The following is a 14417-nucleotide window of genomic DNA, read 5'->3' as shown; positions in this document are numbered from 1 at the left end:
AAGAAGTATCAGTCGCCGACATCGGGTACAGCATCTGGTTGAAACGCTCGCAGAGACGTCGATTCGCACTGCAAAAGCTGGGTCGAAATGCCTCAGGGGCCACAGTTCTGCGGGGCTCCGAGGTGGTGGAGCCCTCTATTATCAGGAATTAATGTCAACGCCCCACCATCAATACCGGAAGTATTATTTAACGGTGAGATATATAGTCTGAATATATACCTCCAAGCTCATGAAGCTGGTCAACTTTCTCACGAGTAAGCTTGGATTGCTTTTCATCTAAAATCGACGCAGCCTGAAGGCCTAAGAAAAAGCCATTCAAGTTTGGCAAAGAAGCATCACGCCCCATTCGGCTCTTAAATGATACAAGCAGATTATAGAAGAGTTTAACTGCCGCGGAATCGTGATTTTCACCCAGGTAGCCTTTGACCTCATCTAGGATCTCATTGGCCAGATCATTGAACGCAGTTTCATAGCGCAACGTTTCAGCGCGCCGCTTTTCAATACTACTCGGACGCTCAGAATGCATTTCGTAAAGAGGAATTAATTCCTCACTAGGCAGGATCGCAGTTAGCCCTCGAATAATTATGGATTTCTTCCACTCTTTTGGTAAGTCCGGAAGATGAGAGTAAAAATCAATAACTCCTTCTGGATAGAATCGCCGTGACCCATTATTCTTGCCAACAACCCCTACAGTTTTTCCGTGCAAATTAACCCATCCATCTATGATCCTGTAACCCTGAAGAGTCGGATGATCAAATAGATAAATTTTGTCCTTCTGCATTTCCATAAAATCTTCTTCCATAACTGAAGGATGGCTTCCACCGCACTTGCAGTGACACGACGTGCCAGAACGCAGGAGTCCGTTGCGGCCTCACTCACTAATTATCAGAACGAAAAACTTTTATCAACCCCGTACTCAACGACCTCACTCCTTGCGGGCGCACTTGCTCCATGCTCAAGAAGCGCACGCTTGATAAGGATTACTCAAGATATCTATAGGGCACATCAGCGGCTTGATCGGTGATTTCCCCCAAGACTTCTAGATACATCCAAGTGACATTTTCCAGCTGAACGCGGCCCGTGTCTAAGGTCCGCCATGGGTCGGTGGCGGCCACTCGCGTCAAATCCGTGCATAAAAAACCCGGTAATTGGCTGGGCTCACGACGGTGAACGCTATGAGGTGAACCTATGCCAGAGCTACTTCTTCGCGACTACTGCCTACCTCAAGCGAGAGCGGCGTACGGTCAATCTTTTAGAGGAGAATCAACGGGCAAAACTTTAAATCTCATTGCATACCTACGTTGGAACTTATGTTTCCGCATATAAATCAAGCTTTAAATTCCTGCACCCGCACCAGCGATGGATTTGGCGTCAATAATTAACTAGTACTACTAGGCGATTTGCTGAATGACAGGTTAAGCATCGGAGGGCAGGTCCTTCCAGCGTTGAAGCCATGATGTGAAATCAAAATCATCCCTGTAGCCAACGATTGCAGTCGCAGTGTCAACTATAAGTCGATCAAGATCCTCAATAACATCTCTGCCCGTTAGAACACCAACAATGGTGCCCCCTGTTCCTGGGCCGCTTGGCTCGTGCTTCGCCCAATGGAACTTATATCGCTCACGAACGTACTGACGAAAATAGGCACTAGCCCCACCTGAACCAAGGTGCTTGTGTGAATAGAACTCTGCCAATCTAAGCCAAAAGAATTCATAGAAGTCCACAAGATCATAGGAAGCCTTCCTCATTTCGATGGTTACGCCTGTGCCCCAACCTGATTGTGCGTTTGCATAGGCCAGCATCTTAATGTTTGGCAAACCATCAAAGAGGCGTAGATCGCTAGGGTCATCGAACGATCTTCTTATATAATCATCTGGAAGCGAGTCCTTCACCTCGGCTGGAACTTGACTTTCTGCGAGCTGATCCTTTCGCCGGTGTAGAAGCACTGCGACAATAGCAAGTACAGTTGCCGTAGCAGCTGACCCAAGCGCAAAGGGGTAGTCTTTAACTGATATAAAATACCAAAGCGCCCCAGTTGCAAAAATCCCGGAGCCCCACCAAGTTATCTGAATAAGCCATTCAGGTACGGTGCGATTCATTATTCCTCACAGTGACTATCAAAAAACAAAGACTTCAGTTAACCAGCCTATCAAAGGCCTGTCTGTATAGCATTGACTTAACTATTGAAATGACTCTCCCAGAGCACTCGCAATATCTGACGCTTGAACGTGCAGACCATACATCGAGCTCGACTTATTTTTGATCTTTCGGATTCTTCGCCCCACCACCACCGGATTTGTCACCCGTAGTTCATGGCGATCTTTCAGAAGCCCCGCATTGATTGACCGAAAGATCCAATTTGGCCGCAACTGACCAGCAACGCAAGTGTCAATTTCTTCAAGGCACACCCTGACGAGCTTGACCAACGTAATCGTCTCACTCGGAGAAAAGGTTGTTGGCGATTTGTCTCCGAAATTCAGACCTGGGATGGCTGAGCGCGCCTCCCAGAATTGCTGAAGACGTGATGCGTCGTGCTTCAGGAGCTTCGAATACTCGGTCGAAAGCTCAGTGGCTCCGTGGATTACGTGGTTTCGCCTTAATCTCAGATATTTGACCGTCCTCAGTAATGAGGGCTCTATTGGCACATTATGCGTCAGCAAATACTGATTCAAGGTCTCATCAATGGGATCAGCCAGCTTAATGGGAGTTTCAGCTATATCTCCCCAGTGCTGTAAAGCAGCCTCAATGAAGAGGAGCAGTTGTTCGACTGCAAATGCGAAGCTCACTCCCAGTGAAGTATTGAGCTGAGCATCACGAAATGACAACAGGCGTGTCATAGGAATGTGTATTCGATCAGCGAACTCGTTGCTTGGGAACACTTCGCTCGTGAATTCAGTCGGACGCAACGCAGCTAGCTCCTGCCAACGAGCAGCGACATCTTCGTGCATAAACAGGGTGAGGCACAATTGGTCGTTGACGCTCGCTAACGCTCGCATGTGAACGTTGCGAAGGGGCGTTTTGGTCGGTAGCGACATTCAGAGTTCTCTTAAATCTTGGATGGTGGCTGGCTTTAGGCTGTCACGAATCGGCAGAGAACTCCCAAGGCTAGAGTCGTAGATTTCAATCGCCCCTGGTTTCGTGGCGCCTCGAACGGCCGCAAAGGGACGATTACGTTCAGTCGTGCCTATCAAGAGCAGTATCCCTCAGAGATTGAACACCCATGCTTTTTGCAAACGACGGGCGAGTAGCCGCACAGTCAGCAGATAGTAATACCGCGTCGCCTCGCTGTGTGCATTTAGGCGATGCTCAAGAAACCAATCCACATGCTTTTTCTGCCAAGCCCAAGGCGTCTGTCGCTGCCAGCGCTCTGAGATTTCTGCTTGGATGAATCTAGCCTGCCGCAAATGGCGTTGTTGTGTGGAGTGCGATCCGGTCAGCACGCCAGCCAAGAACAACTCCATATCGAATGGCTTGTTCATGTCCGCCCTCCAATGTACGCCGCGACCACGTCGATCCGACCGTGCCCAAGCTCGTAACTGATTCGCCTCCGAGCCTTGTGATCAAGCTTCCTATCTACCTGGCAACATTGGCCACCATTGATTGGCGCGGGGTGTTGGGTGATCTGCTCATAGCGCTCACATGCGAACGCTGCACGGAGCTCATGGAAGCCTCTGAGGTTGTATGCATGCAGGATGGCACGCGCAGGGCGAACGACTTCTTGCAGAACATTCAGATAGCTTTCGTGTGGCGCAATCAGGTTGCGGCTACCCGCAGGCGAAACCTGCCGTGCCGATTCGAGCGCACCTTGAACATGGTCGTTCACTGCGATCCAACGGGGCGCCGTCGCGCCGGTGCGACCGCCTTTGGTGCCATCCTGGATGTTGATCCTGCCTAGGTCGTTAGCCTCACGGCTCAGCCGTGGCAAGTCGGCTAGGATGGCCTCACGCAAGCGCATGCCGGTGGCTCGCGCCAACAGAACGATTGCAGCGGCCCGTTGCTGATGATCGCGGCAAAGTACATCGACAATCTGCTTAACCTGTTTGCGGTCTTGGCCCTGTGGCACCGAGTGTCGAATTCCGCTGCGCTGCGTACCCAACGCCTTGCTCGGACTTGGCAGTTTCACATGCTGATCACCGCGAAGCGCTGCCATGGTCCTGTTAACGCTGGATAATCGGTTTTGCGCGGTGCTGACGGCGAGATCACCGCTCTTAACAATGCCGCGCAGATACGCCGCGTAGTCGGCCAATACCTTTCGATCAATCTGCCGCGCATCATTGATACCGGGCCCCTGTTCGGAGCGGCTCCACTTTACGAATGCCCGCCACCGATCACAGTGCGCCTTGACCGTGCCGTAGTGGCCGCCACCAAACATGTCTTTCAGGGCCTGCGGCCCTGCGTAGCTCAATTGCCTGCCGTAGCCAAAATTACGACCGTCGCGCCTACCTACCAATGCCATGTCGATCACCCCATCTTCCGATCTCCAATTCTCGCCCCACGTCATCCCGCCAAGAATGCTGAGTGTTATCAGGGATAAAGGCCCCTGCGACCTGTGGGGATGTCCTTTAACGCGGGACTGGCGGCTCCTTACGACCGGGAGCACGGGCATCTCATGATCTGGCCTCCTGAACACCTTTACCGGTGGGCGGGTGGAGGCAGCACTGGCTGACGAGACCAGCGCCTGAAGATCCTGAGCCATGTGCAAGCAGCAATGCGATGACCGGGGCATGCCTGACTGTCAGTCAGGTGCAGTCCATTCCTGGCCCTGCGGCACCATCATCTACATGGCTGTTGCTGGTGACATCGGCATTTGTCACGCCGATTGTCACGAGGGGGAATGCCGCAAAGCTAGGTGCGATCAGGGCTGCAGCAGTGGTAGGAGCGCCCGTCTCTTCTCCAGAAGAAAGAAACGGGCGCAGGTTGGCGCAATAGTTGGCCAAGCGGATAAGTTACTGCAGGGCAACGAGGTAAGAAAATCGTATCTCGGACGAGGCCCATGAGTGGAATTGGACCTCAATCACAGGAGTAGTGGCTGCGCATACTGCCAGATGTTCAACGCACTTGAGATGAACCACCACCCATAATGACGTGGCGTTGAGGACTGATGCCACAGTGGTACCAACGAACCGTTTCAAGGGTTTTCATACACAGCCTAAGTGGAACCAATCAACTGTTTTTACGAGACGCGGCATCCAGCCGCTGCCTTCGTAGTGTCAAATAGCATCAGACCAACAAAGATTGTTGACCTAATTATCAGCTCCTTGCCGCCCTTCTCAACCGCACCAGCCCAAGAATGGCCTCGCTCAAGCTGATCGCGCCCTTGTTGCTTTGGGTCAGTACCACATCCACCGTGGTTCCGTCACCCTTGGCCATCGTGAGCTTTTTATTCAACAGTCCGCTGATAGTAACGTCTGCGATATCAGCAAGCGCCACGTGGTGTGACTCCTTGAATTGCAGGTGTACATACACGTACTCAAGATCAACCAATACGCCCTTGTCGCCAGCACCGAACACCGTGTCGTCAAAGAAGAACACAACCTCGTCCTTGGCAATGTTCAGCGCGTTTTTGGATTCGAAGGCTAGGATCTTCTTCGCCGGCAAGTCCGGTGCCACGTAGAACTTGTGGTCGGCATTGGACTTGAAACCTTGGGCGGCAGTCGCCACCGTCAACCCGCTACCGCTGTGTTTCGCTGCGCCCTGTAGTGCCGGCGTAGCAGCAGATGGCGCGCTTGCCTGAGCCTCGCGCGCCACTATTTTCTCAACGACTCGCTCACAGTGTTCATCGAAACGTTCATAACAGATGAACTGCGCATAACGCTCGATGTCCGGGCGACTGGCGTTGAAACTTTCCACCGTACTGAGGTCGCACTGACGCAATTTCTCCTGGATCAGCGCTTGCTTTTCCTTGAGCAGGTCGCCCATGCCGAAGTATTCCACAACACCATCGAGCCGCCCTTGATCACCACCGAACTTGCGAAGCAGGATCGGGTAGATCCGCTCGTTGTAGGGATAAACACTGATCGCCTTGATCGCCGACGGAAGCACGGAATCGTCGGGAATCAGGCCTTTTTCAATATTCTCGGTTATCGCTTGGGACTTTCTAATCTCGTCCTTCGAGTAGCTATGCAACTTCCCGGGCGAATCGGCATTGATGGCGTCGAGCGTCGCCAGGTAGGCTGCATTGACGATATTGCTGGCACCGTCTGCGAAAGACTTGACCGTTGCCGGGCTCTTGAAAATCTCGTTTTTCTTGAACGAGTCGCCGAGTGCGCTGACCCCTTTGGCCATCAGGTTGAATACACCATGACCAATATTGGAAATCAGGTTTTTCGCGTCGGCATCGTATACCGCCTTCTCTGAACCGTAGCCCACCCATTGGCGGCGACCACGGCGGCGATTGGTACGATGCGCATCCAGCTCAGCAGAGCGTTCGACGATGGCCTCGTATTGCTCGGCCAATACGCCGAAGTCATCATCCCATGAGTCGTAGCGCTGCATGAACGCGTCATAGAAACCTTCTTCGTCAAGATCGTAGATCCCGTGGGCCACAGTGAGTTTGATGCTCTGACCTATTGCCTGAGTGCGGATCTCGTCTGCCAGATCGTCGCCGCCTTCATAGAGGCTATCCAGGTTGGAAAACAGATCGTAAAAGCCGGCATTGATTTTCCGCGACCACGTCGAGGCAATCGTCGAGAATGCTTGCCTGACCAGGTTTGTATCAAGCTTGCTCTGCGGTGTTTCGAGAACGTGGCCGTAGAGTTCGATCTTCTGAATGCTGGCATCCATTGCGTTTCACCGTTCCAGGGTCGCGGGTAGAAGTAGGGTAGTAGGTAGTTTTATCAAAGGTGAGCACAGCCTTCGATGAGTATGGCACAAGGCCATCTAATACTACCTCTATTACTTTCCGTTTTCGACAGCAACTAATAGTCGCTAACCGGCGCTATGACCTATACCCCTGTGGAATTGGGTTTATCCGAGAAGAAAGCAACTCAGTGGATGGCACCGCGTTGGATTCTTCGCGGCTAAAGCCGCTCCCACAGAGTACGCGGATTGCCTGCAATTTCAGTTATCTACGCGACAGCGCAGCCCAAAGGGGGCCATCTCCCGAAGGGTATGCAGTGGATCTACGGGTTGTGTGATGACTAGGCGGGGTCAGCAGCTGAAGATCATGATGAAAAGCTTGCCCATCTGAAAATATCTCTAACCGGTGAAAGCACTATCTTAAAAAATTTCGCCGAACACCCCGAAAACACTGAGCGAAAGCCAAATGCCAGTCACCCATTATCTTGAAACCCGTGCAACCGGAAGTGAAAAGCAGCTAACCATTCACTCAGTCGAGATGCTGAGCCGAAGGTAGCCTGATCGGCCACAGGCAGAATGTGGCAGAAACAAAAATGCCCGCACAAGGCGGGCATTTTTGGAGGGGCCGAAACCAGGAAAACCTGCATCGTGCCAACAAGATCTGGTGCCGGAGACAGGAGTCGAATCAGCTAGCTCAACGCCAGATAATCAGGCGTTGAATTCAGTTTGAATATGCAAAAAGGCACTCATCTAGGTACTCAGCTCGGGCTCGGGCTCGTCTTCACAAGGGAATGCGATTGAGGGCTACCTTCGGCGCTCTCAGCGGTAGGACAAAGGACAAAGCATCCTCACGGTGATATCCGAGCTGGTGAGCCTGTAGGTAGAGCTGAGACACCGCCGGTAACAGCTGCTTTCCTTGCCGGTGGCCCAAGGTTGGGCCATCATCCGTTCACGACCTAGCTTGAGTACTCAGTAAAAAGCACCACCCCTCGCTCAAGCGCCATCCAGAACAGAGAAAAATATGAGCAGTTATATCTTCAGTAGCATTGAGGCAAGCGCAGAAATTGAAGGTTTTCTGCATGAGCTGGCCGATTGGTGCGCACAAAAATTCGTACAGTGCTACATCATCGACAAGCCACTGATTGAAGTCAAAGGCAACTACGAATCAGACAAATGTTTCGCCATATTAATCCCAAAACGAAAGATCGTATTCGCAAGTTGCAGCACAGACGAAAACACCCTATCAGAATATGCCGATGATTTCGTTGAGGATATTGGCTACATCTCAACAAAATTCAACTACAAAGAAAAAATCGGTCGACCGAAGCGCTGGCAAAATGTTTTAACCTCTCAGAAGCCAAACGCCGAAAATCTATCAATAGCAGAATACCTTGAAGCGTCGGAACTAGACAATCCAGAAGAACAACGCCTTTCAGAATTGCTTGTTTCATTAGCCACCGGCAGCATTAACGACATCGAACGTGTCGGTGTAGAAGTACCTGAAAATGACCTCGATCGAATTAAGCGTAATATTTTGCTTTTCGATGGAGATCAGACTCGCTTCGTATATCAAGACTTGAAACAAAAAGAAGTCCGCATACAAGGTCTCTCAGGGACCGGCAAAACTGAGTTACTGCTTCACAAGCTTAAAGAGCTCTACGTTGCCGATGACAGTTCCAAAATTGCTGTCACGTGCCACAACAAAATTCTTGCCGCTAACCTTCGAGCAAGAATTCCGAAGTTCTTTAACTTCATGAAGGTTGAGCAGCAGATTGAATGGAACCATAGGCTTCTTTGTGTTCATGCATGGGGTTCATCTGGCCAGCCATATTCCGGCGCATACGCAGCTATTTGCAGCGCGTACGATATCCCCTGCCACCCCTGGTCACGCTCCATGGATTTTGACCGAGCTTGCTCACTGTCTTTAGAAGCACTGAAAGCGAAAGGTGGAACGGACGGAGTATATGCGTTCGATTACATGCTGATCGATGAAAGTCAAGATTTCCCCGAGAGTTTCTTTGTGCTATGCGAACTGGCAACAAAAAACTCTCTATTCATAGCCGGCGACATATTCCAAAGCATTTTCGACGAAAGAAAAAACGCCGGAGCTAAGGCGGAATTTACACTTAGCAAGTGCTACCGCACGGCACCCACTACGCTTATGTTCGCACAGGCGCTAGCTATGGGATACTTCGAAGACCGGAAACTTAACTGGCTAGACAACGACGATTTAGATGCTTGCGGCTACCAAAACCATACCGATCCGCACACGGGAGAGCTAATTCTCAAGCGCGAGCCTATCAGCAGATTTGAAGACATATCTCAAGAAAGCAGAAGCGTAGACTTAATTCGCTTAAATGGAGAGTATCGTCAGCAAAGCTGCCTGCAAATCATAGAATGCATAAGAGATATAAAAAGACAGTACCCCAACGTAACTGCAAATGATGTCGGTATTATCATGATCGACAAAGGAAAAGCAATTTACGAAATGTCTGACATGCTTGCTCAGATCATACCTAGAGAAGTCGGCTGGCCTGTTAACAAAGCCTATGAATCTGGTAATCCAAGCAAAGATGGAGAGCTTTTCCTCAGCAACACTAACCATGTGAAGGGCTTAGAGTTCCCATTTGTAATCTGCGTAACCTCCCACCTCTCGGAGTCATTCAATCATCGAAATGCACTCTACATGGCAATTACGAGGTCCTTCCTTAAGACGTATTTTTTAGTCCCGAATGGGGCTATGAATCAAACGCTCGACAGGATTCAGGAAGGTCTAGAAAAGATCTCCGAAAGCGGTGTATTGAGAGTCATGCCGCCACCAGCTGAAGAACAAGATCGAATTAGAGCCTCCGTCAAATGGCATGGCAGACTTAAATCTTTCGATGATCTCGCGTTAGACATTCTCACAGAACTGGGCACACCTGAATCTCAAGTCGCTCGTTATCTCAGTGCAATGAAGTCTCTCCTCGATCCTGATGCATCTAAAGTCGAGATCCACAAGCTTGCCCGTAAGCTTACGTCGGAATAGCTCGGCATGACGGTAAATATTTTCAAAGTGGACCAATATCAGACTGAAGCTTTCACTAAGGCCATACGCAGCAGGTTTGATATTTTGAGACTATGGATGGACTCAATAAAAGTAATCATCAACTACTTTCCACCGCATGAAGCTATTACTGCCGCAGAAATCCACATCCACAACTCCAGAATGAGTAGACTATTTTACTCCAGCGTCCCTAAAACTTTTTCCGTAGCCTTTCCATTTAGGGTTGAAGCCGATGCAGGCTCATTTACCGTAAAAACCATCTCCGGCATTGATATTGATAGTAGGCTATCCTCAGAAATACTACTGATAGCATCACTTCTGAAAAATAATGGCTTGATCAATGAGTGGACTCTAGCGGAACATTTCGAAAGCCAGGGTGGGGCTTCAAATGACTTTTGGCCTGTTCTGGCCGAGCTACTTGATGCAGAAGACGGATATCTGCGCTTCGACCATGACCCCGACAGACGAGATGGGCACAAACACCCCTTAGACCATGCCGACCTTTTTTATACCAATGGAGCCAGCTTCAAAATTGGACTGCATGAAAAAATTGCACTTGATGAAATTATAGACATACTCAACCGGGAAACAGACTGCCACTATCTTGGCCGAGTGACAGAGCGAAAATAGCGGACTTTAGCGCATCACTCGAAAATCCCAAATGGCTCGCGGCTTCTGCCCGCTCTCAAGCGAACTGCAACACGATTGGTTTGTTACACGGAGGGAGCGCCAAGGCGCTCCCCCTTATCTCTGGCAGCCCGATGTTTAGCCAATCATAGGGCGACGCTATCTTTTCTCAAACAAGCACCGGACTCCCCGACCTTGCTTGCAGCTCTCAGACTGGCTAAAAAATCTCGTTCGATGACCTTCCCGTCTCGAACGCTAGTGAAAGTCGCTTTTTTCATCCAGAGATGATCTTTTCTGCTCTTGTTAGGCACGACGGTGAGCATGATTTCCACTGCCGGGCTTCCTGAAAACACTCCGGAAACTTCAGGTTTATTGAACCGGAAAGTCAGCTCATTATCGTCTGTTGCAGTCACGCTCTGTTCGCTGGTGAGAGGAGCTCCCAGCTTCGCAGCGATTGGGAATCTGGCCGAGTACAAAGCTTTACCGTCGTGGACCTGTTTGGTGATATCCAGAAGATATTGCTCGCGATCCGAGGCGGTAGTAGGGGGCGCGCACTCCTCTCCCTCCGCAACGAAGTATTTCCCCTCAAAGGCGTAATCGCTCTGCCAGCACCCGGCAAGGGAGGCGGATGCCACAGCCAGCATCACCAGTTTCCATTTTTTCACACAGCACACTCCTTGATAACAATTTGCCATTATCACCTCTCCCCCTGTCTTGAGCCACCAGACGCGCCTAAGGCGTTGAGCTCCTTCACAAAAAGCTGGGCACGAAACTCGTCAAGGCTCAACAAGGCTGGCATCCAGTAGAGTCGGATGACTGGCCCTTCCGATGCCACAAATACCCGTCGTCTCACCGCCAGCCTCCAACTCCAGGAAGGAAACATTGCAGATAGAACGGCAAGATCCTTCATATCGGCATACATCATGGTTTGCCCTCGTCATTCCCTTCCCGGAGCTCAATCCACTCGGCAATGACCCATAACCCCACGCCCAAAATTGCCAATCCGATTACCAGCCATGGAGGTACTAAGCGATTCGTTCCCAGCAAATACCCTCCCCCAGCGCATACAACCGTGATCAAAAGAGTCTTCATGCTCATCTCCTCTCCCAGTAGAGGGGGAAGCAAAACACCACTTGGCATGGTGTCATCGGGCCACGGAAAAAAATGCTCACTACCCCAAGTGGGAATCGAGGAGTTCGTGGCGGATCTCATAGGTAAGCCGGGGTGTATCAACAGTCCCCCAAAGCACGAGAGGGTGCGCCGATGATTCTCAGTGGTTTTTCGGAGATTTTCGCTGGGTAGTCACTGGTGTGGCGCAGGCTTGATTGGGTCTGGCGACGCCATGCCAATGGCAGGGCGAAGAACCAGTGACTCATCTCAGAGGAGCCTTAAAGGTGAGTCACTGGAACGGCAGTTGCGAGCTTGTGCGGCCAACTGCTTCGGCAACGCAAAAGCGGTGCCCCCAATTGAGTTGTTAGGGCGCCGCGAATGCATCTGTTGGTTTCTTTCGGAAATGGAGGGCTTGTACAGATGAGCCCCGCAAAAAGCGACGTCATCACCTGTACCAGGGCGGTCAGCGCCGCCCCCCTTGCCCGAACTCTAACGTCCGGCTTTCGGTGGGTTTAGCGATCTCACACCAGGGCTACCGGGCCGAAATGTGGGAATCGAGCTAGGCCCAACCGGATTGGCTGACGGTGGCATGGATGGAGGGGTTTCGTTGCCCGACTGAGTTTTAGAGCCACGCCTGCGCCCAGTCGAGGCCGCTCCCGCTATGCTAGCAATTCGGGAGCCCATCATGGCAAACCCAACCGCTTTCATACCTAGGCGTCCTACATCGCTGGCAGTTGCCACAGCGCCGGACAGGCTACCAGCCAACCCCCCCAACGATACACCTAGCATACTCGAAGTGATCCAGGTGGAAATGCCCAGTGATACAGCTGCAATAGCTGACATCAACCCACGAAGACCGTCATAGTCCGCTCCGACGCCTGACCACCCACTAGCAGCCCCCGCTTGGGCAACCGCAACAGCAGCCACCGTCTGGGACACCGCAACAGTGATCATCTGTGCGGTCATGACGGAGATGACCGGCAGCATCAGCAGCGACAGCCAATTGGTCAACATCCTACCGCCCCTGAGAGGCGCGAGCATCAAGAAGAACGGCGCGAGGAGTAACACAATCCAAAACAACCAGGCTGACATGATCACATAACCAGGTAACAGCGTTTGCAGATCAAGCCACCCGCTAAAGTTCTTCCACATCTGAGCCGCGGCTAAGAAGCTTCCAGCAACCTCACTATCCCCACGAGAGAGGCCCGCCGTTTTCTGCAATGAACCAGCCATGAATCGCTGCCAAGCTGTCGCTGTACTGACAGCCCCCACCTCAGCGCTTACTCTCTGCCCACCTGCTATAACCGCACCCGACTCGCGCAACGCCTGATACGCCTGCTCAGCGCCCATCTGGGCAATTTTGTATGCCTCGATGCAACTGGTGGGTCGAAACATTATTCCTTGATCGTCGCCGACGATAGCCGACTCCTGCCCTGGCACTGTGCTGATCGACAAGTAAGACGGCGTAGCTTGAGATTCCCCTGCAAGCTTGGCGGCCCAATGCGCTTGCGTTGGCAGGGCATAGCGGTCCCCCATGAACGGCCCGGCAGATTCAAGAGCACGAATACCGGCCTCACGACGCGACTGGATAGCTCTCTGGTCAAGCACCTGACCCAGACTAGCTCGGGCAGCCCCGCCGCCTAACAGATAAGCTCCCCAACCTCCATTTTCTTCGGCTGAACCGAACACATATGTCCACGCGCCGCCAATAGCGGTGCGTGCTTGTGCTATCACGCCGACTTCTTCATCCGGTATCCCCAAGCCACCACCGCCGAGCAGCCCTATAGACTGCAAAGCTTCGACTTTGGCCGCGTGCTCGGGACCGGCAAGCTCCGCCGGCGCCGGGGCACAACTAGCGTTGTAATCTCTAATCAACCGAGCCAAATCACTGCCGGCAAACACTTCGGCTGATCGACCTACCATGTTGTCAATCGCGGACTGCGCGGGGACGATTGTCCCTGCCACTGTTTGATCACTAAGAACCTGATCAAAAGCCTGTCTGTAGATTTTGTGAATCGTCATCACGAAACTGAGCGGCACCGCCTGAGCCTCAACCAACCGGACCGTTGCTCCGCTTGGAAGGGTTACGGTCACCGGTCTCATTCCGTACGCTACAACCAGGAAAATCATAATTCCGGACAACAACGTTCGCGCCGCGCCCTGTCCCACGCGCAATGCAACAAGCAGCATCCACCCAAAACCAACCGCAACGATAAGCGCGTTGCTGGTTTCGTTGAATGCAACAAATAGCGGCTCGGTGGCAGTCAGGATCGTCAACGCAACGTTTTCCCACATCCCGAATACCCAATTGAATCCGGCGAAATCCTCAGCCGTGCCAATGCTCATCATGCCGCCCGCCGACAGATGATCCAACTACGCAGAGCCAAGGCACACCGGACAGCCCAAAGGAATACCCACAGGACACCGAAGACCACGCCCAACAGAATGAAATACTGCGCAGTCGGAGCGGCTAAGAGGCTTCCGGTGAGCTGGACCGCATCATATTGGGCGAGTACGAGTTGCCCGTATGGTGGAAAAATTGATGCGGCGATCAGATGCAGAACGCAAAGAACGGGGCCTAGGAGCAATCCCAGCCGACCCGCCCACCTGGTAAGGAATGGCATACGCACCTGAACCCAGTCCAAAAAAATCGCGAATTTCATCGTCACATCACTCCAGTGATAAAGGATACGTATCGATCCTATGAATCCACTGGCTTCGGTTCTACCGAACCCTATGTAGTTACTGCTACTGGTTCTGCTCGCGCCCCGTGCCCGCTATGTAACGCTCGTAAACGTCGCGCTACATAGCGGGCACCATCGACCGGTTTGATTTC

Annotated in this window: 10 protein-coding genes; 2 read left to right on the top strand and 8 right to left on the bottom strand. The window is 51.8% G+C overall.

What is annotated here, in order from left to right; all coding sequences use genetic code 11:
* Positions 1-187: 187 nt before the first annotated feature.
* The 6 genes from E5221_RS03815 to E5221_RS03790 form a co-directional block, all read right to left on the bottom strand.
* Positions 188-787 carry a hypothetical protein gene (locus tag E5221_RS03815; protein ID WP_183673603.1) on the bottom strand — a complete coding sequence of 200 codons (600 nt, stop codon included), beginning with the start codon at positions 785-787 and terminating at the stop codon, positions 188-190.
* Between the two features lie 628 nt (positions 788-1415).
* The gene (locus E5221_RS03810) at positions 1416-2099 is read right to left on the bottom strand and encodes a hypothetical protein (RefSeq protein ID WP_247846878.1); all 684 of its coding nucleotides are present in this window, start codon (positions 2097-2099) and stop codon (positions 1416-1418) included.
* A gap of 81 nt (positions 2100-2180) precedes the next feature.
* Complete coding sequence (locus E5221_RS03805) at positions 2181-3035, bottom strand: hypothetical protein (RefSeq protein WP_183673607.1); 855 nt, start codon at positions 3033-3035, stop codon at positions 2181-2183.
* 168 nt (positions 3036-3203) lie between these two features.
* Entirely contained in the window at positions 3204-3479 is a 276-nt protein-coding gene (locus E5221_RS03800) for a hypothetical protein (RefSeq protein WP_183673610.1), read from the bottom strand.
* Entirely contained in the window at positions 3476-4456 is a 981-nt protein-coding gene (locus tag E5221_RS03795; RefSeq protein WP_247847722.1) for an integrase domain-containing protein, read from the bottom strand. The genes E5221_RS03800 and E5221_RS03795 overlap by 4 nt, the downstream gene beginning before the upstream one ends.
* A gap of 794 nt (positions 4457-5250) precedes the next feature.
* Complete coding sequence (locus E5221_RS03790) at positions 5251-6783, bottom strand: hypothetical protein (RefSeq protein WP_247846877.1); 1533 nt, start codon at positions 6781-6783, stop codon at positions 5251-5253.
* Between the two features lie 1036 nt (positions 6784-7819).
* Between E5221_RS03790 and E5221_RS03785 the strand changes: the two genes are divergently transcribed.
* Both E5221_RS03785 and E5221_RS03780 read left to right on the top strand, forming a co-directional pair.
* Positions 7820-9826: an ATP-binding domain-containing protein gene (locus E5221_RS03785; protein ID WP_173895574.1), complete on the top strand. Its 2007-nt coding sequence runs from the start codon at positions 7820-7822 to the stop codon at positions 9824-9826.
* A gap of 6 nt (positions 9827-9832) precedes the next feature.
* Positions 9833-10474, top strand: coding sequence for a hypothetical protein (locus E5221_RS03780; protein ID WP_247846876.1), 642 nt, complete (start codon positions 9833-9835; stop codon positions 10472-10474).
* A gap of 143 nt (positions 10475-10617) precedes the next feature.
* On the opposite strand, the gene E5221_RS03775 is transcribed toward E5221_RS03780, so the two are convergent.
* Positions 10618-11136, bottom strand: a complete 519-nt coding sequence (locus E5221_RS03775; protein WP_247846875.1) for a hypothetical protein — start codon at positions 11134-11136, stop codon at positions 10618-10620.
* A gap of 934 nt (positions 11137-12070) precedes the next feature.
* Positions 12071-13930 (bottom strand): hypothetical protein, encoded by a 1860-nt coding sequence (locus E5221_RS03770; RefSeq protein ID WP_247846874.1) that lies wholly within the window; start codon positions 13928-13930, stop codon positions 12071-12073.
* Positions 13931-14417: the final 487 nt, after the last annotated feature.

It is taken from the genome of Pseudomonas sp. A2 (assembly GCF_023100865.1).
Lineage (GTDB): Bacteria > Pseudomonadota > Gammaproteobacteria > Pseudomonadales > Pseudomonadaceae > Aquipseudomonas > Aquipseudomonas asiatica.
Note: the sequence above shows the minus strand (reverse complement) of the source record. Positions and strands in the feature narration are given on the sequence as shown.

Excerpts from the sequence above, each read along its gene's own strand:
- E5221_RS03785 (WP_173895574.1), top strand. The coding sequence starts at position 7,820 with ATGAGCAGTTATATCTTCAGTAGCATTGAGGCAAGCGCAGAAATTGAA.
- E5221_RS03780 (WP_247846876.1), top strand. The coding sequence starts at position 9,833 with ATGACGGTAAATATTTTCAAAGTGGACCAATATCAGACTGAAGCTTTC.
- E5221_RS03795 (WP_247847722.1), bottom strand. The coding sequence starts at position 4,456 with ATGGCATTGGTAGGTAGGCGCGACGGTCGTAATTTTGGCTACGGCAGG.
- E5221_RS03770 (WP_247846874.1), bottom strand. The coding sequence starts at position 13,930 with ATGATGAGCATTGGCACGGCTGAGGATTTCGCCGGATTCAATTGGGTA.
- E5221_RS03805 (WP_183673607.1), bottom strand. The coding sequence starts at position 3,035 with ATGTCGCTACCGACCAAAACGCCCCTTCGCAACGTTCACATGCGAGCG.
- E5221_RS03810 (WP_247846878.1), bottom strand. The coding sequence starts at position 2,099 with ATGAATCGCACCGTACCTGAATGGCTTATTCAGATAACTTGGTGGGGC.
- E5221_RS03800 (WP_183673610.1), bottom strand. The coding sequence starts at position 3,479 with ATGAACAAGCCATTCGATATGGAGTTGTTCTTGGCTGGCGTGCTGACC.
- E5221_RS03815 (WP_183673603.1), bottom strand. The coding sequence starts at position 787 with ATGGAAATGCAGAAGGACAAAATTTATCTATTTGATCATCCGACTCTT.
- E5221_RS03790 (WP_247846877.1), bottom strand. The coding sequence starts at position 6,783 with ATGGATGCCAGCATTCAGAAGATCGAACTCTACGGCCACGTTCTCGAA.